The sequence below is a fragment of the Micromonospora chokoriensis genome, from assembly GCF_900091505.1.
Lineage (GTDB): Bacteria > Actinomycetota > Actinomycetes > Mycobacteriales > Micromonosporaceae > Micromonospora > Micromonospora chokoriensis.
Genome location: NZ_LT607409.1, coordinates 2,108,300 through 2,126,297, shown reverse-complemented (window position 1 = coordinate 2,126,297; position 17,998 = coordinate 2,108,300). Strand labels below are relative to the sequence as shown.

At 71.6% G+C, this 17,998-nt stretch carries 14 protein-coding genes; 5 read left to right on the top strand and 9 right to left on the bottom strand.

All coding sequences use genetic code 11. The annotated features are described in order from the left end of the window. Positions 1–526: 526 nt before the first annotated feature. Positions 527–1,780, top strand: coding sequence for a phosphatidylserine decarboxylase (locus tag GA0070612_RS10060; RefSeq protein ID WP_088987664.1), 1,254 nt, complete (start codon positions 527–529; stop codon positions 1,778–1,780). A 91-nt stretch (positions 1,781–1,871) separates the two neighbouring features. Here GA0070612_RS10060 and GA0070612_RS10055 read toward each other — a convergent pair whose 3' ends face one another. The 3 genes from GA0070612_RS10055 to GA0070612_RS10045 form a co-directional block, all read right to left on the bottom strand. Next, positions 1,872–2,810 carry a CDP-alcohol phosphatidyltransferase family protein gene (locus GA0070612_RS10055; RefSeq protein ID WP_088987663.1) on the bottom strand — a complete coding sequence of 313 codons (939 nt, stop codon included), beginning with the start codon at positions 2,808–2,810 and terminating at the stop codon, positions 1,872–1,874. A gap of 345 nt (positions 2,811–3,155) precedes the next feature. Then, entirely contained in the window at positions 3,156–4,058 is a 903-nt protein-coding gene (locus GA0070612_RS10050; RefSeq protein WP_088991385.1) for an NUDIX hydrolase, read from the bottom strand. Between the two features lie 189 nt (positions 4,059–4,247). Then, positions 4,248–5,198, bottom strand: a complete 951-nt coding sequence (locus tag GA0070612_RS10045) for an NUDIX hydrolase (protein WP_088987662.1) — start codon at positions 5,196–5,198, stop codon at positions 4,248–4,250. A 143-nt stretch (positions 5,199–5,341) separates the two neighbouring features. On the opposite strand from GA0070612_RS10045, the gene GA0070612_RS10040 reads away from it, so the two are divergent. Further along, the gene (locus GA0070612_RS10040; RefSeq protein WP_088987661.1) at positions 5,342–5,689 is read left to right on the top strand and encodes a PspC domain-containing protein; all 348 of its coding nucleotides are present in this window, start codon (positions 5,342–5,344) and stop codon (positions 5,687–5,689) included. Positions 5,690–5,696: 7 nt separating this feature from the next. On the opposite strand, the gene guaA is transcribed toward GA0070612_RS10040, so the two are convergent. Next, positions 5,697–7,253 carry a glutamine-hydrolyzing GMP synthase gene (guaA, locus tag GA0070612_RS10035; protein ID WP_088987660.1) on the bottom strand — a complete coding sequence of 519 codons (1,557 nt, stop codon included), beginning with the start codon at positions 7,251–7,253 and terminating at the stop codon, positions 5,697–5,699. Between the two features lie 67 nt (positions 7,254–7,320). Continuing rightward, positions 7,321–9,018, bottom strand: coding sequence for an FAD-dependent oxidoreductase (locus GA0070612_RS10030; RefSeq protein ID WP_088987659.1), 1,698 nt, complete (start codon positions 9,016–9,018; stop codon positions 7,321–7,323). 145 nt (positions 9,019–9,163) lie between these two features. Between GA0070612_RS10030 and GA0070612_RS10025 the strand changes: the two genes are divergently transcribed. Continuing rightward, on the top strand, positions 9,164–10,282 hold the full coding sequence (locus GA0070612_RS10025; RefSeq protein WP_088987658.1) for an LCP family protein: 1,119 nt from the start codon (positions 9,164–9,166) through the stop codon (positions 10,280–10,282). A gap of 7 nt (positions 10,283–10,289) precedes the next feature. Here GA0070612_RS10025 and GA0070612_RS10020 read toward each other — a convergent pair whose 3' ends face one another. After that, on the bottom strand, positions 10,290–11,747 hold the full coding sequence (locus GA0070612_RS10020; protein ID WP_088987657.1) for a M1 family metallopeptidase: 1,458 nt from the start codon (positions 11,745–11,747) through the stop codon (positions 10,290–10,292). 105 nt (positions 11,748–11,852) lie between these two features. Further along, positions 11,853–13,277 carry a M1 family metallopeptidase gene (locus GA0070612_RS10015; RefSeq protein ID WP_088987656.1) on the bottom strand — a complete coding sequence of 475 codons (1,425 nt, stop codon included), beginning with the start codon at positions 13,275–13,277 and terminating at the stop codon, positions 11,853–11,855. Between the two features lie 185 nt (positions 13,278–13,462). Here GA0070612_RS10015 and GA0070612_RS10010 point away from each other — a divergent pair, with 185 nt between their 5' ends. After that, the gene (locus GA0070612_RS10010; RefSeq protein ID WP_231924520.1) at positions 13,463–14,575 is read left to right on the top strand and encodes a sugar phosphate isomerase/epimerase family protein; all 1,113 of its coding nucleotides are present in this window, start codon (positions 13,463–13,465) and stop codon (positions 14,573–14,575) included. Between the two features lie 64 nt (positions 14,576–14,639). Here GA0070612_RS10010 and GA0070612_RS10005 read toward each other — a convergent pair whose 3' ends face one another. Beyond that, positions 14,640–15,758 (bottom strand): GuaB3 family IMP dehydrogenase-related protein, encoded by a 1,119-nt coding sequence (locus tag GA0070612_RS10005; protein WP_088987655.1) that lies wholly within the window; start codon positions 15,756–15,758, stop codon positions 14,640–14,642. Positions 15,759–15,788: 30 nt separating this feature from the next. Further along, positions 15,789–17,351: an IMP dehydrogenase gene (gene guaB, locus GA0070612_RS10000; RefSeq protein WP_088987654.1), complete on the bottom strand. Its 1,563-nt coding sequence runs from the start codon at positions 17,349–17,351 to the stop codon at positions 15,789–15,791. A gap of 185 nt (positions 17,352–17,536) precedes the next feature. Between guaB and GA0070612_RS09995 the strand changes: the two genes are divergently transcribed. Beyond that, positions 17,537–17,956: a DUF5319 domain-containing protein gene (locus GA0070612_RS09995; protein WP_088987653.1), complete on the top strand. Its 420-nt coding sequence runs from the start codon at positions 17,537–17,539 to the stop codon at positions 17,954–17,956. Positions 17,957–17,998: the final 42 nt, after the last annotated feature.

Here is a 17,998-nt window from a genome sequence, read left to right as displayed (position 1 = left end):
GCGCCGGTCTCCGGTGCCACCGCACCCGTCTCCGGAGCCGCGGTGCCGACCTCCGGTGCGCCCCTGCCGGTCTGGGAAGCCGAGAAGTCCACCTGGGACGCTCCCTCTTCGGCGACGACACCGGAGGCGCCGACCACCGAGGTGATCCACCCGGCCTGGCTGGCTCATCCGCCGTCGGAGCCGCAGACGTCTGCGATTCCCGGCCGGCCCCACGACCGACACGAGGAGCCGACCGTCGGCCTCGGCACCGGACCGGCCCCCGCCGAGGGTGACGAGCCGACCCGGTCGGACCACCCGATCGAGACCGTCGGCGACCAGGCGGACGACGAACGGGAGGGCCGGCGCGGGAAGGCCTGACCCCGGGCGTCGGCTGGCGGAGGCCCACTCCACCGCTACGGCGGTGCGGTTGGCGCGAACGGGCGCATATGCTGGCCGGTGGAGATCTCGCCCTCCGCCGGCCGGCCCGTCCCGCCATGGCGGCCCCGCCGCGATTCCCGTCTCTACCCCCGTCAGGAGCCCGCCCGACATGACCCAGTCCCCCGCCGTGCGTATCACCGGCCGGTCCGGTCCGATCCGCATCGGCGAGCGAGCCGCTCGTACGCTCGTCACCGAGCTGGCCCGGATCAACGACCCCAAGACCGCCCTGCTGGTCGGGGCGGGCCCGGAGTCCGCGGTGCTGGCCGCGGCGATCGAGGCGCTGCTCCCCGGTGACCGGCTCACCGTGGTGCCCGTCGAACCGCTCGGCGCTGCCGCGCTCCGCGCGCACGTCACCGCCCAGGGCCGCTGGGTCGCCGACCGGGTGAGTGTCGTCGACTCGCTGGCCGAGGCCGAGCCCGCCGGGGTCGTCATCGCCGGCGAGGTGTTCGCCGGCTCCGCCGAGGAGACCCGCGGCGGCATCGAAGGGTTGGCCAAGTACCTCTCCGACGGTGCGGTGCTCAGCGTGGCGACGGCCGCCACGCCGGGCCGGACCACCGGGGCGGCAGCCGAGTTGGCGCGACAGGACGCGCTCTACGGTGTCGGCGCCGACCTGGTGTTGCGCAACTCGCCGCCGGTGCGGGTCTACCGACTGCGGTTCACCCCGGCCAGCCCGGCCTCGGCCGACCGGCTGGCCCCCGCGCACCGCCCGTCGAGTGTGCCGCTGACCCGCGGCATGCACATCGACTCCAACGGTGTGGCCGCGGCGGGCATCGCCCTGGGCCTCGCGGCGCTGGCCCGGGTGGCGCGTCCGTCGTCCAAGCTGTGGCTGCTGCCGGCGCTGGCCGCCGGGCCGGTCGCGGCGTTCTTCCGCGACCCCGAACGGGACGTGCCGGAGGACCCGTCCGCGGTGGTAGCCAGCGCGGACGGCAAGGTCCTCTCGGTGCAGCGACTGCACGACGAGCGGTTCGGCGACGGCGAGTGGCTTCGGGTCGCGGTCTTCCTGTCGGTGCTCGACGTGCACGTCAACCGTTCCCCGGTCGCCGGCAAGGTGGTGGACTACTTCGTCGCCGACGGCGGGTTCGTCAACGCGATGAAGCCCGACGCCGAACACAACGTGGCGGCGTACACCGTGCTGGACACCGCTCGCGGCACCGTGGTCGTCGCGCAGCGGACCGGGCTGATCGCCCGTCGGATCGTGCAGCGCGCGCCGATCGGCGCGCTGCTGGCCAGGGGCGAGCGCTTCGGTCTGATCCGGTTCGGCTCACGGACCGACGTCTACCTCCCGGCCGAGGCTGCGGATCCACTGGTCGGTCCGGGCGACAAGGTCGTCGGCGGGTCCACCGTCATCGCCCGCTGGCGCTGACCCGACGAAACCGTCATCGCCCGCTGGCGCTGACCGACGAACGCGAAACGGGGCGCCGCTGGCCAGCGGCGCCCCGTTTCGTCTGCTTGTGTCAGGCGGTGCGGCGCTGCCGCAGCCAGAGCACCGGCCCACTGACCAGGTAACCCACCACGATCAGGGCGAACGTGAGCCGAATGTCGATCAGCGCGCCGATCACCGGGGCCAGCCAGAGCCACGGGGGCAGCTTCACCAGGCGGGCGAGCTTCGCGTACGGGAAGCTCGACACCATCGCGAAGGCCAGCAGCGCCACGCCGGCGACCAGCACGGCGCCGGGCACCGGCAGGCCGATCGCCACGGTCACGGCGAGAACCGCCGCCGCCATGGTGGTGGGCACGCCGCAGAAGAACCGGCCGTCCTTCGGCGACACGTTGAAGCGGGCCAGTCGGATCGCGGCGCACGCCGCGACCAGGGCGCACGCCACCGCCGCCGCCGCGGTGGAGACGGAGCCGGCGAGCGAGGCGTAGACCACGACCGGCGCGGCGAGACCGAACGAACACATGTCGGCCAGGGAGTCCATCTGCGCGCCGAACGGGCTGGCCACACCGAGTCGGCGGGCCAGTGCGCCGTCCAGACCATCGAAGGCGACGCAGGCGATCAGGCAGAGCGCGGCGACGCGGACCTCGCCCTGCATCGCCAGGAAGATGGCCAGCATGCCGAGCATCAGGCTGGCCAGGGTGCAGGCGTTGACCAGGCCGAACTTCATCCGCCGGGCCATGGTGCGCTCGCCCGGCAGCAGCGGGATCGAGCCGGCCGAGGCCTCGTCGGCGTGTGCCATCGGCGGCATCGCCGGGCTGACCGGCATGACCGCTTCGATCTCCGCCCGACCGATGCTTCCGGCGGGCCGGCTGAGCCGGTCCAGGCCGTAGCGGCGGCGTTGCCGGTCGGCGTACCGGTGCTCGGGCAACGTCACGTCGGTCGGGAGCAGGTCGCTGTCCCGGCGACCGACCCGGACCAACAGCACCTGGCGGGCGAACGTGCTGCTGCGGCGCAACGGGCCCGCCCAGCGACGCCCAGCGGGGCGCGGACTGTCAGTAGTACGACGCCGGCGCCATGGGGCTCTCGGCACGTTTCCTCCATCACCGGATCGGCTGGCCGCCGTGTGGCGGGTGTCCGGCTGTCTCGTGCCGGACCTTGCGTGGCCCGGCAGCCGTTTTGCGGAGTACACCATCGCATAGGGGAACATGGCTTGGCGATAGCTGCCGGCGGTACTTATATCTGGCACAAACCGCTCGAACCGCTCGCTTGTTCCCATCCCGGGCCTCATCGCCCGTTTCCTCCACCATTCCCGCCTTTGACTGTACCGGAGGGTCACCTTCTCGGCTCAGTGAGCGGCGTGCTATCGGCCACCCTGTCCGACTGCCACGGCAGCGATGTCGCTCAACGGCAGGTCAGCGGCTTGGGCGGGGGTGAACCAGCCAGCCCTCGCGGTCGAACCCCCGGCGGATTCGGTGACCACCGCGTCGGTCGGTACGTCCACCAGCACCCGATAGATCACCCGTACGCCGTGCCAGTCCAACGGACGCCCTTCCGGGCCGAGCGCGGCCGGGTTGTGCAGGTTGTCCACGCCGAGGAGTTCCACCACCCGGCCGACCTGACCGCCCTCCTCGACCAACTCCCGGAGCAGGCCGGTCGTCGGCTGCTCACCGTGATCGGTGCCCCCGCCGGGCAGGTGCCACAGGCCGGCACCCGGATAGCCGTCCGCGATCTGGGTGAGCAGGATCCGTCCGGCCGGGTCGGTGACCAGCCCGTACGCCCCGAAGCGCAGTCGACGGTCGGGGTGCGGCGGGGAGAGGTGACCCTGCGGCCGGTGCGTCCCGGGCGGCAGTGGCGTGACCGGCAGGCCGAGCACCTCGGAGGTGAACGGCGTCAGCGTCAACCGCGTCAGCTCGCCCGGGGTGAGCCAGCGAACCTGGTCGACCGAGCCGCTCCCGCCGTCGCGTGTCGCACCGTCGCGTCCCGTGAGGTCGAACAGCAACCGGTCGGTGTGCGTTGCGACACCATCCACACGATCGGTCACGTCGGAGGTCACCGTACGTAGCTGACCCACGGTGACGGTCAGCCCGGTCTGCTCGCCGACGGTCCGGACGACAGCGCGCTCAGGGTGCTCGGCGTGCGCGACAGCACCACCCGGCAGCCGCCACACCCCGGGAAACTCGCCATCGGCACCGTCGCGAACCAGCAGGACCCGGTCCGAGTCCCGCAGAAGCCCGTAACCACCCACTCGCCGCGCAGACCGCACCTCGCCCACTCCCCCGCTTCGACCCGACCCGTCGATCATGAAGTTAGCCCGTCCGCGCCGAAGCAGTCGGGTCACGTCATGATCCACTCAGAATCGCGGAAGGCGCGGTATCCCGACGACCGGGATACCGCGCCTTTCCGGAAAACCGAGTGAGGTCGGTGGGTCGCGCTGGCCGCCACCCGGGCAGGGTCAGGTCAGTTGGGCTGCCTGGACCGCTTCGGCGGTCACCTCGGTGAGGCGGTCGGTGGGGAGGGCGCCCAGCTCCTCACGGCCGAACCAGCGGGCCTCGCAGGTGGAACCGCCGACGTCGGCGACGGTCAGCGGGTTGGGCTTGTCGACGACGACGCGGTAGAAGGCGCGTACGCCGTGCCAGTCGATCGGGTAGCCCTCCGGGCCGAGCGAGGCGGCGTCGCGGTGGCTGGCCACTCCGAGCAGCTCGACCAGGCGGCCGGTCTGCCCGGTCTCCTCGACCAACTCCCGGATGAGGGCGGCGCCGGGCTGCTCGCCGTAGTCGGTGCCGCCGCCGGGCAGATGCCAGCAGCCCGCGCCGGGGTAACCGTCGGAGACCCGAGTGAGCAGCACCCGCCCGGCCGGGTCGGTGCAGACCGCGTACGCGGCGAAGCGTTGCGCCCGGTGCAGCCCGTCCGGGCCGGGGACCGCGTAGAACGAGGGGAACTCCGGCGGCTCGTCGGGCACCACGTCGGCCGAGGAAGCGGGCAGCCCGAGGGCACGTGCGGTGAACGAGCGCAGCGGCAGCTTGCGCGCCTCGTCGAGGGTGTACCAGCGGGCCAGATCGGTGGGGCGCTCGCCGACCCGGTCGGCGAGGGTGCCGCCACGGACCGCCACCCGGTAGATCAACCGGTCGGTGTGGATCGTGATGCCCCGATCGGGCAGCGCCCGCATGTCGGCGAGCACGTCGGCCAGGCCCGAGACGGCGACCGACAGGCCGGTCTCGGCGGCGGTCTCGCGGACGACGGTGTGGTTCGGGTCCTCGCCGTGATCGACCGCCCCGCCGGGCAGCGACCACGTGCCGGGGGTGCCGGAGCGCTCCGATGCGCGGACCAGCAGAACTCGGCCTCTTGAATCAGCACAAACTGCGTATGCCGCGATCCTGCGGAGCGGCTCGAGCATGGTGGTCACGGGAGCAAATTCTCCCCGGGCCGGGTTACCGGAACGGAAAAGAGTCAGATTCCTGACTGTCGGACCCGGATCAGGGATCGGTCAGGGTAAGGATCCGGGCAGTCACCGAGGGCGGGTCGAGCGGCAAGGCGGACCGTGGTGGTATGACATCCACCACCGCTCCCCACGCCCCGTACAAGCAGCTCCGACGCCCCACCACCGACCGCATGGTCGCGGGGGTCGCCAGTGGCGTCGGCCGCTACTTCGCCGTCGACCCCACCCTCGTCCGGGTGGCCTTCGCGGTCACCGGCCTGCTCACCGGCGGGCTCGCGCTGTTCGCGTACCCGATCATGTGGTTCCTGATGCCGGAGGAGCCCAGCGGTGCGCCGGCCTGGCCGCACCCGGCGGGCGTCGCGCCGCACGCCGGTCCGCCGCCCACCGCCGGGCCCGCGCCCGGCGGACCACAGCCGGGGTACGCCCCGACACCGCCCTACCCGCCGCCGGCCGCCTGAGCGGCGCTCACTCCCACTCGATGGTGCCCGGCGGCTTGCTGGTGACGTCCAGGACCACCCGGTTCACCTCGGCGACCTCGTTGGTGATCCGGGTGGAGATCCGGGCGACCACCTCGTAGGGCAGTCGGGACCAGTCGGCGGTCATCGCGTCCTCGCTGGAGACCGGGCGCAGCACCACGGGATGCCCGTAGCTGCGCCCGTCTCCCTGCACACCGACGCTGCGGACGTCGGCGAGCAGCACCACCGGGAACTGCCACACGCCCCGGTCCAGGCCGGCGGCGGTCAGCTCCTCGCGGGCGATCAGGTCGGCCTCACGGAGCAGGTCGAGGCGCTGCTGGTCGACCGCGCCGATGATCCGGATGGCCAGGCCGGGGCCCGGGAACGGGTGCCGCCAGATCATCGCCTCGGGCAGACCCAGTTGCAGGCCGAGCGCCCGGACCTCGTCCTTGAAGAGCGTGCGCAGCGGCTCGACCAGGGCGAACTTCAGGTCCTCCGGCAGACCGCCGACGTTGTGGTGGCTCTTGATGTTGGCGGTGCCGGTGCCGCCGCCGGACTCCACGACGTCGGGGTAGAGCGTGCCCTGGACGAGGAACTCCACGTCGCCGTGCGAGGCGATCTCGCGGGCGGCGGCCTCGAAGACCCGGATGAACTCCCGACCGATGATCTTGCGCTTCTGCTCCGGGTCGGTCACCCCGGCCAACGCGCCGAGGAACCGGTCGGCGGCGTCGACCACCTTCAGCTTGATGCCGGTGGCGGCCACGTAGTCCTTCTCGACCTGCTCGGCCTCGCCGGCGCGCAGCAGACCGTGGTCGACGAAGACGCAGGTGAGCTGGTCACCGACCGCCCTGTGCACGAGCGCCGCGGCGACCGCCGAGTCCACCCCGCCGGACAGACCGCAGATGACCTCCTTGTCGCCGACCTGGGCGCGGATCCGGGCCACCTGCTCATCGATGATGTTCTCGGGCGTCCAGGTCGGCTCGATGCCGGCGATGTCGTAGAGGAAACGGGTCAGCATCTCCTGGCCGTGCGCGGTGTGCCCGACCTCCGGGTGGAACTGCACGCCGGCACGCCGTCCGGCCAGGTCCTCGAACGCGGCCACCGGCGCGCCCGCCGACTCGGCGGTGACGGTGAAGCCCTCCGGGGCCTCGGTGACGGCGTCGCCGTGGCTCATCCACACCGGCAGGTCGGCGGGCAGGTCGCGCAGCAGCACACCGGGATCGAGGAGGCGGGGGCGCAAGGGCGTGCCGCCGTACTCGCGGTTACCGGTCTTCGCCACGGTGCCGCCGAGCGCCTGGGCCATCGCCTGGAAGCCGTAGCAGATGCCGAAGACCGGCACGTCGGCGCTGAACACGCCGGCGTCGATCTGCGGCGCGTCCGGCGCGTAGACGCTGGCCGGACCACCGGACAGGATGATCGCGGCGGGGTTCTTCGCCAGCATCTCGGCGATCGGCATCGAGTGCGGCACGATCTCGGAGTAGACCTTCGCCTCACGGACCCGGCGGGCGATGAGCTGGGCGTACTGGGCTCCGAAGTCCACCACGAGGACGGGGCGAGGCAGGCTCATGTGCACAAAGCCTACCGACAGTCACGGCCGCGCCCGGCACCGGCTCGCCCTGCGGCGTCGGCCGGGCTCACTGACGGAGCGCGCCCGGGGCGTCCGCCGGCACCGCCGGCTGGTTGGGGGGTACGGGCGCCAGCCGGCGGTACGCGGACCCGAGCGGCGGACGAGGGTCCTCGTCGCCTTTGTTGGGCCAGAAGGACATCGCCCGTTCCGCCTGGGCGGTGATCGTCAGGGACGGGTTCACGCCGAGGTTGGCGGAGACCGCCGCGCCGTCGACGACGTGCAGCCCGGGGTGCCCGTACACCCGGTGCCAGGGGTCGATCACCCCGTCGGCCGGGGTCGCCCCGATGACCGCCCCGCCCAGGATGTGCGCGGTGACCGGGATGTCGAACGGCTCGGTGAGCGAGCCGCCCGGTGTGCCACCGATCTCCTCGGCGAGCAGCCGGGTGGCGGCGTTGCCGGCCGGGATCCAGGTGGGGCTGGGCGTGCCGTGGCCGGGGCCGGTGACCAGTCGAGGGCCGAACACGCCGCGCCGCCAGCGGGTGGTCAGCGAGTTGTCCACCGACTGCATCACCAGCGCGATCACCGTCCGTTCCGACCACCCACGGACCGACAGCATCCGGGCAGCCAGCCCGGGTTGCCGCACGATGCCGCCCAGCCACCGCCGCACCCGGTGCGGGCCACCGTCGACCAGCAGCGACTGGAGCAGGCCCATCGCATTGGAGCCCCGCCCGTACCGGACCGGCTCGACGTGGGTCTGCGGGTCGGGGTGGAACGAACTGGTGATGGCCACCCCCTCGGTGTAGTCCAGCCGCTCGGACCGGGCCCGTCGGCGGGGCACCGAGGCACCCAGGATCGCCTCCGAGTTGGTCCGGGTCAGCTCGCCGAGGCGGGGTGAGAGCCGAGGCAGCACGTCGTCGGCCCGCATGGCGTGCAGCAGTCGTTGGGTGCCGAGCGCGCCGGCGGCGAACACCACCTGGTCGGCGTGGATGACCCGCCGTCTCTTGCGCAGCCACGCGCCGGTGCGTTCGGCGTGCACGTCGTACCCGCCGTCGGCGGCCGGGCGGACGGCGGTCACCGTGGTCAGCGGCAGCACCGTGACCCCGAGCCGTTCGGCGAGCCACAGGTAGTTCTTGACCAGCGTGTTCTTCGCGCCGTGCCGGCACCCGGTCATGCACGAGCCGCAGTGCAGGCAGCCGGTGCGCTCCGGGCCGGCACCCCCGAAGTACGGGTCGGCGACCCGCTGGCCGGGGCGGCCGATGTGCACGCCGACCGGGGTGGCGTGGAAGGTGTGCCCCACCCCCATCCGCTCGGCCACCGCCCGGATGGCGCGGTCCGCGCCGGTGTCCAGCGGGTACGTGGTGACCCCGAGCATCCGTTTGGCCTGGTCGTAGTGGCGGGTCAACTCGTCCCGCCAGTCGGTGATGTCACGCCACTGCGGATCGACGTAGAAGGCGGGCAACGGTTCGTAGAGGGTGTTCGCGTAGACCAGCGAACCACCGCCCACCCCGGCGCCGGAGAGCACCAGCACCCCGGTGCCGGCACCTCGGCGGGCCGGACGGAGCAGGGTGAGCCGCTGGAGGCCGTAGCAGCCCAGTCTCGGCGCCCAGAGGAACCGGCGGGCCCGCCAGGATGTCCGCGGGAACTCGTCGTCGGTGAAGCGCCGGCCGGCTTCCACGACGGCGACCGAGTATCCCTTCTCGGCCAGCCGGAGCGCGGTGACGGCCCCGCCGAAGCCGGAGCCGATGACGAGCACGTCGTACCGCATGGACGCATCATTACTCGCGAGTAGCGCTCGCGCCAGCGGCAGTTTTCGCGCGATCATGCTCCGGCCGACCGACCCGGCGCCTTCCGGCCGCAACCCGGAGCACCCGCCGGAACGTTGTTCACCAGACGGGTGGAAGGAATCCAAGATGATCCTCGGGTCGATGGCGCCGCGCCGACGGTGGCTACTGCTGGGCTTGACGGCCCTCGCCGCTGTCGCGCTGATCGCGGCCGGCGCGGTGGTGATCACCCGGCTGACCGGTGACAGCAAGCCGGGCGGCGGCCCGGTCGCCGGCTCGCCGACCCCGTCGCCGATCGGCACGCCCACCCCGAGCCCCAGCGGCCCACCGCCGGGCGCTGACATCACCGGCCCACTCAACCTGCTGCTGGTCGGTGTGGACACCCGGGTCAGCGTGCCCGGATGGGAACCGCACTCGGACGCCGTACTGGTGCTGCACGTGCCCAAGGGGTTGGGTCAGGCGTACCTCTTCTCGCTCCCCCGCGACCTGCTGGTGGACATCCCGGCGTTCCCGAAGGCCGGCTACAAGGGCGGTAAGACCAAGCTCACCCACGCGATGAGCTTCGGCAGCCGGGTGCCGGGCAAACCCAAGCAGCCGAACACCGCCCAGGGGTACGAGCTGCTGCGCAGCACGGTCAGCGGGTACACGGGGCTGCGCATCGACGCCGGCGCGGTGCTCACCTTCAACGGGTTCGACCGGCTGGTCAACGCACTCGGCGGAGTCGACATCTACGTCGACCAGCGGGTCGAGTCGCTGCACCGCCGACCGGACGGCAAGTACCGGGAGAGCGCGCCGGGCGGCTACACGGGGCCGCAGCAGGTCTACGAGAAGGGCGAGCAGCACCTCAACGGCTGGCAGGCGCTCGACTACGCGCGGCAGCGCTACATCACCGGCGGCGACTACGCCCGGCAGCGCCACCAGCAGCAACTGATCAAGGCGCTCACTCGCAAGATCCTGGACGAGAACCTGGCCCGCCAACCGGAGCGGGTCGACCAGGTGGTCGCCGCACTGGGAGACACGCTGATCTACGTGGGTGGGCGACGGATCGTCGACATCGCGTACGCCCTCAGCGGGGTGCCGGAGAACAAGTTCGTGCTGGTGGGCCTGCCCGGAGCCGGTGTCGGCAAGGGCAGCGCCTACCGGGGCGAACAGCTCACCAAGGTCGGCCGTGACTTCATCACCGAACTCCGCGCCGGTCGCGCCGACGCCTACCTGGCGACCCACCCCACCCTGGTCGTCAAGAACTGACAGGTTTCTAGAGGCGCTTGGGCGGGGCCGGCTTCTTCGTTCCGTAGAGCCAGGCGTCGAAGAGCGGGCCCAACTCCTTGCCGGAGATGCGTTCGGCGAGGTCGACGAACTCGGCGGTGGTGGCGGTGCCGTCGCGCTTCTCCGCGGCCCAGGTCTTGACGATCTCGAAGAACGCCTTGTCGCCCACCGCCACCCGCAGGGCGTGCAGGGTCATGCCACCACGCTGGTACACCGACTCGCTGAACAACTGCTTCACACCCGGCTTGCCCGGCGGCGTCTTCCACACCCGCGCGGGCACCTGGACGTACCGGATGTCGAACGCCTGCTTGGCTGTGTATTCCTTGGTGTGCTCGGCCCAGAGCCACTCCGCGTACGTCGCGAAGCCCTCGTTGAGCCAGATGTCCTCCCAGGTGCCGATCGCGACGCTGTCACCGAACCACTGGTGCGCCAGCTCGTGGGCGACCACCTCGGTGTTCTCGCCCTGGCGGAAGAACCCCGCGGAGTAGACCGGCCGGCTCTGCGTCTCCAGGGCGTACGAGATCCGGCTGTCCGAGACCACCACACCGCCGTACGCGTCGAACGGGTACGGCCCGAACACGCTCTCCAGGTAGTCGGCCACCGCGACGGTCTGCGCGATCGACGTGTCCGCCGCGCCCTTCGCCACGTTGGTGGCGACCGCGTTGTACACCGGGCGGCCCTTGTGCTCGCCGGTGGTGATCCGGAACTTGCCGATCACCAACGTGCTGAGGTAACTCGCCATCGGCGACTTCTCCGACCACTTCCAGGTGGTCCACCCGTCCGCGCTGGTCTTGCCACCGGGAACGCCGTTGCTGACGGCGGTCAGGCCGTCCGGGACGGTGACCTCGAAGTCGTACGCCGCCTTGTCCGAGGGGTGGTCGTTGACCGGGAACCAGGTGCTGGCCGACTCGGGCTGGCCCAGCGCGATGGCGCCCTCGGCGGTGTGCAGGAAACCGCCCTCACCGAGGATCTCGTTCTTCAGCGGCTTCGGCACACCCTCGTAGGTGACCTCGGCGACGAACCCGTTGCCGTTGATCAGACCGGAGGCCGGAGTGATCACCAGCTCGTTCCGTTGGCGCGTGTGGGTCGCCGCCGCGCCGTCCACGGTGACCGCGGTGACGGTCAGGCCGGCCAGGTCGAGGTTGAACGAGGACAGGTCGGCGGTGGCGGTGCCCTGCACCGTGGTCGTGCCGGTCAGCCGGTCCTTCGCCGGGTCGTAGCGCACCTTGACCGTGTACCGCCCGACGTCGTACCCACCGTTGCCGTAGCTCGGGAAGTAGGCGTCACCGACCCCCTCCGCGCCGGCGGTGAACGTCCGCGACGGGGTGGGGGACGCGCTCGGCGACGACGCCGCCTCCGGCGACGACGAGTCGCATCCGGACAGTGCGAGTGCCCCGGTCACCAGCAGACCGACGCTCATCCGCAGTCTGTGCCGCGTCACCCGCATCCCACCCTCCCCGTGTAGCGGCGACGGCCGACGCCGTTCCGCGCGAGACGACGGCTTTCCGCTGCTCGCCGGCGGCGAGCATATCGACCGGTGATCACGGCTCCGTCACGGCAGTGTGGGGGCGGACCCACCCACCAACCAGGCGTCGAAGAGCGGCCGCAGCTGCCGGCCCGCCACCCGCTCGGCCAGCGCCACGAGATCCGCTGTGGTCGCGTTGCCCGTCGCCCGCTCGGAGGTCCAGGTCCGCAGGATGCGGAAGAACGTGTCGTCACCGACGGTGCGACGTAACGCGTGCACGGCGAGCGCCCCGCGTTTGTAGACGGCCGTGCCGAACATCAGCTCCCGGCCCGGCTCCACCGACGGCTGCGACCAGTCGGTCTTCGCGTACTGGAGTTCGAAGGTGCGCTGGGCGGTCCGGCCGCCGTCGTGTTCCTCCCACAGCCACTCGGCGTAGCTGGCGAACCCCTCGTTGAGCCAGATGTCGCTCCACCTGGTCAGCGACACGCTGTCGCCGAACCACTGGTGGGCCAGCTCGTGCGCGACGACGCCCGGGTTGGGCCGGTCGTCGGCGAAGAAGGCGGGTCCGTAGACCGGGCGCGACTGGGTCTCCAGCGCGTAACCGATGCGTTCGTCGGCGATCACGATCCCGCCGTACGAGTCGAACGGGTACGGCCCGAAGCGGCTGGCCAGGAAGTCGACGATCTCCCCGGTGCGGGCCAGCGAGCCGGCCGCGGCACCGGTCGCCGGCAGGCTCGCCGCCACCGCCGTGACCATCGGCCGGCCGGCGTGCGTGCCGGTCACCACCCGGTAGTCGCCGATCACGAGGGTGCTGAGGTAGCTCGCCATCGGCGTGCGCTCCGACCAGCGCCAGGTGGTCCAGCCCTCGGCGCTGCTCTTCGGACCGGGCACCCCGTTGCTCAGTGCGGCCACCCCGTCCGGGACGGTCACCGCGAGGTCGTAGGTGGCCTTGTCCGACGGGTGGTCGTTGACCGGGAACCAGGTGGCCGCCGAGTCGGGTTGCCCGAGCGCGACGGCCCCGTCGGCGGTGTGCAGGAAACCGCCGCTGCCCAACGACCCGTCCTCGACGGCGGTGGGCACGCCCGCGTAGTCGACGGTCACTGTGAACTGCCGGCCACGTGGGAGCCCGTCGCGTGGGGTCACCACGAGCTCACCGTCGCCGCGGCGGTGGTCGGCCGTCGCGTCGCCCACCCGCACCGTGGCGACGTCCAGGCCGACGAGGTCCAGATTGAAGCGGGACAGGTCCTGGGTGGCGGTGGCGGTGATGACGGCCCGCCCGGTCAGCCGGTCGGTCGGCGGGTCGTAGCGGACCTCGAGGCCGTAGTGCGTGACGTCGTAGCCACCGTTGCCGTGCCCCGGCACGTAGGGATCGCCGGCGTCGGCGGCACCGGGCCGGAAACCGTCGCTGTCATCGCCCGTACAGCCGGCGGTGAGCAGCGCGACCACGCAGGTCAGGACGGTGGTCGTGGCGGTCAGACGACCGGCGGCCGGTGTCCGTCGGGTCCGGGCCATGCACACTCCTCCTGCGGCGTCGCGGTCAGGACGAGCGTAGTCAGCGCCACCCGTCACGCGGCCGATATCGACGATCTTCAGTCACTTTCGTTGGAACAAGCAAAAGTAGCGATCGATCTTCACTTTCTTTCGACTTAGACCGACGTTAGTGTCTGGTCCCGACCACCGTCGCGAAAGGTGGAACCATGCCCGACCACACCGCACCCGACGCCACCCCCACCCCCCGGATGAGCCGCCGGTCCCTGCTCGCCGCCTCCGCCGGAGCCGCCGCCGCGATCGGCGCGGCCGGCCTGCCGGTCCTCGCCACCGGCACCCCCGCGCTCGCCAACCCCAACGCGAGCAGGCTGCGGGTCGAACCGCTGATCCCGGCCCGCAACCGCGGCATCATCCTCTACAGCGTCCGCGACCGGATCACCGCCGCGCCGGACGACAGCGGGGTGCCCTACGGCTTCGAGCGCGTCCTCGCCCGACTCGCCGAGATCGGCTACAAGGAGATCGAGTTCGCCGGGTACACGCAGAGCACCGAGATCCTCGGCCGGCAGATCACCCCCACCGAGATCCGCAAGATCCTGGACGACAACGGTCTGGTCGCCAACGGCACCCACGCCACGATCCAGCCGTCCACCTTCCAGCAGCAACTGGACATCGCCGAGGAACTCGGCATGAAGAACATCGGCACCGGCAGCGACCCGACCAACAGCGCGTACAAGGCCGAGTGGGACGCCGCCGCGGACATCTGGAACGAGCTGGGCCGGCAGGCCAGGGCCCGGGGCATGCGGCTCTACACGCACAACCACGACGCCGCGTACAGCTTCCTGATCGACCGCGGCCCGCGCGACGCGCAGGGCCGGCAGACCCGGTCGTCCGGCATCCGCCGACTCGAATACTTCTTCGAGATCACCGACCCGCGGTACGTCTTCTTCGAGCTCGACATCTACTGGGCCTACGTGGCCCGCTACAAGCACCAGAAGTACGTCAACGGGGCCGGCCAGGAGGTCACCGACCTGTTCGACCCGATCCTCACCGTCGCCGACCGGACCACCCGGTTCCCGCTCTTCCACGCCAAGGACGGCGACCGGGACACCAGCGTCCCCAACGGTCACCAGATGGTCCCGCTGGGCGAGGGCGACATCAACTTCCAGCAGTTCTTCCAGACCATCGGCGAGCGCAACTTCCACCACGCCAACTGGGAGATGGACACCGCCCCCGGCGGCGTCGACAACAGGGGCCAGTCGCTCGACTTCGCGGCGAGCAGCTACCGCAACATGTCCGACCTGACCATCTACGTCGAGAAGTGACACCAGGCTGAACACGACGAAGGCCGGCCCGTACGGGCCGGCCTTCGCACGTCGATCGGGAGGGTCAGCGGTCGAGGACCAGGCCGACCTTCTGGAACTCCTTCAGGTCGCGGTACCCGCACTTGGCCATCGCCCGACGCAGGCCGCCGAACAGGTTGAGCTGACCGTCGGCCTCGTCCGCCGGCCCGAAGAGCAGCTCCTCCATCGACCCGAGCGGCTCACCGGCCACCTCGAACGCGCCACGCGGCAACGACGGGTGGCTCGCGGCCGAGTGCCACCAGGCACCACCGGCGGGCGCCTCCTCGCAGAGCGACAGCGGCTCTCCGAGCATCACCGCGTCCGCGCCGCAGCCGAGCGCCTTGGCGATGTCGCCCGAGGTCTGCATGTCACCGTCGGCGATCAGGTGCACGTACCGGCCACCGGTCTCGTCGAGGTAGTCGCGACGGGCCGCTGCCGCGTCGGCGATAGCGGTGGCCATCGGCACCCGGATGCCCAGCACCGACTCGGTGGTCGACCACTCGTCGCCACCGATGCCCACGATCACACCGGCCGCGCCGGTCCGCATCAGGTGCAGCGCCGTCTTGTAGTCGGTGCAGCCGCCGACGATCACCGGCAGATCCAGGTCGGCGATGAACTCCTTGAGGTTCAACGGCTCGTCGGTGGTCGACACGTGCTCGGCCGAGACGATGGTGCCCTGGATGACCAGGATGTCCACCCCGGCGTCCAGGATCACCGGCGCCAGCGCCAGGGTGTGCTGCGGGGACACCCGCACCGCCACCGTGCCGCCACCGGCGCGCAGCTCACGCACCCGCTCGGCGATCAGGTCCGGACGGATCGGCTCGGCGTACACCTCCTGGAGCCGCTTGGTGGCGCGGGCGTCCTCGTCGAGGCCGGCCAACTCCTCCAGCACCTTCGTCGGGTTCTCGTAGCGGGTCCAGAGCCCCTCGACGTTGAGCACGCCGAGGCCGCCGAGCTGACCGAGCCGCACCGCCGAGGCCGGGCTCATGGTGGCGTCGGAGGGGTGGCCGACGCACGGGATACCGAACGGGTACGCGTCGAGCTGCCAGGAGGTGGAGACGTCGTCGACGTCCCGGGTGCGGCGGCTCGGCACGATGGCGATGTCGTCCAGGTGGTAACCGCGCTGCGCGGTCTTGCCCAGCCCGATCTCGACCACGTCACGCATGGGGGACTCCAGGTGGTTGGGGGTGGTGGGTCAGCGGGTGTGGTAGTTGGGCGCCTCGACGGTCATCTGGATGTCGTGCGGGTGGCTCTCCTTCAGACCGGCCGCGGTGATCCGGATGAGCTGGCCGCGGCGGTGCAGATCGGGGATGTTCTCCGCACCGGCGTACCCCATGGCCAGTCGCAACCCGCCGACCAGCTGGTGGGCCACCCGGGACAGCGGCCCCCGGTAGGGAACCTGACCCTCGACGCCCTCCGGGACGAGCTTGTCGTCACTGAGCACGTCCTGCTGGAAGTAGCGGTCCTTGCTGTACGACTTGGCCTGGCCCCGGGACTGCATCGCGCCGAGCGACCCCATCCCGCGGTAGGTCTTGTACTGCTTGCCGTTGACGAAGATCAGCTCGCCGGGGCTCTCCTCGCAGCCGGCCAGCAGGCTGCCGAGCATCACCGTGTCGGCGCCGGCCACCAGGGCCTTGGCGATGTCGCCGGAGTATTGGATGCCGCCGTCGCCGATCACCGGCACACCGGCCGGACGGGCGGCCCGGGCCGCCTCCATGATCGCGGTGACCTGCGGCACGCCGACCCCGGCGACGATCCGGGTGGTGCAGATCGCGCCCGGACCCACGCCGACCTTGACGCCGTCGGCGCCGGCGTCGACGAGCGCCTTCGCGCCGGCGTACGTGGCCACGTTGCCGCCCATGATGTCGACGATGACGTCGGCCTTGAGCCGACGGACCATGTCCAGCACGGCCCGCTGGTGGCCGTGCGCGGTGTCCACGATCAGCACGTCGACGCCCGCGTCGACGAGGGCACGGGCCCGCTTGTACGCGTCCTCGCCGACGCCGATGGCGGCGGCCACCCGGAGACGACCGGCGTCGTCCTTGCTGGCGTCCGGGTATTGCTCGCTCTTGGTGAAGTCCTTGACGGTGATCAGGCCACGCAGCCGACCCGAGTCGTCGACGATCGGCAGCTTCTCGACCTTGTGCTGACGCAGCAGCGCCAGCGCGTCGTCCTTGCTGACGCCCACCCGGGCGGTGATCAGCGGGGTGCGGGTCATGATCTCGCGGACCGGGGTGTTCGGCTCGGAGACGAAACGCATGTCCCGGTTGGTGACGATGCCGACGAGCTGGCCGTCGCCGTCCACCACCGGCACGCCGGAGATGCGGTAACGCCCGCACAACTCGTCGACCTCGCGCAGCGTGTCGTCCGGGCTGGCGGTCACCGGGTTGGTGATCATGCCGGACTCGGAGCGCTTGACCAGGTCGACCTGGAGCGCCTGGTCCTCCAGCGACAGGTTGCGGTGCAACACGCCGATGCCGCCCTGGCGGGCCATGGCGATCGCCATCCGGGCCTCGGTCACCGTGTCCATCGCGCTGGACAGCAGCGGAATCGACAACTCGACGTTGCGGGTGAGCTTCGTCCGGGTGTTGACCCGGCTGGGCACCACGTCCGACTCGCCCGGCTGCAACAGCACATCGTCGAAGGTGAGGCCGAGCGGAACCACCCGGGCGGAGCCGGCCGGCAGCTCGGGCAGGTGGCCGCCCAGGTCGGCGTGCTCGACGCCGGCCGGAAGATCGGTGCTGGGCGAATTTTCCACGATTGCTCCCCTGAGCTGCTCGGATGGGCTTCAGCGAGGTGGCGCGGGCGGGCACCGGAGCGCGCCACGGTGCCGGCACGTCGCCTCATCGTACCCAGTGAGCTGGGCGACCCGTCCGTGGCGGCCCGGCCCGGCGCGCGGGCGGGGGGCGGACGTCCACGCCGCGTTGGGTCTACGGTGAAGGGGTGCACGACGAGCCCATCGACCCGTTCAACGGCGACCCGGCCGATCCCACCGCGGATCTGGACGACCCGGGCGATGACGCGACGCCTGATCCGCTGACCGACGTCGAGCGGCAGGACGTGCTGGAAGACCTCGCCGACCTGGAGATCTACCAGGCCCTGCTGGCCCCGATCGGGGTCCGCGGGCTGGTGATCGAATGTGAGGACTGTCGGGAGCCGCACTACTTCGACTGGGACCTGCTCCGGGGCAACCTGCGCCACCTGCTCAACTCGGGTCGCCCCCGGGTGCACGAGCCCGCCTACGACCCCGACCCGGACCACTACGTGACGTGGGACTACGCCCGGGGGTACGCAGACGGCGTGCACGACACCCTCTCCGAGGGCACCGAGGACGAGCCGGGCACCCCGAGCGCCACCCAGTAACACCGACGCACGTCGCGTACCCCGGGGGCGGTCGCCCTTCGG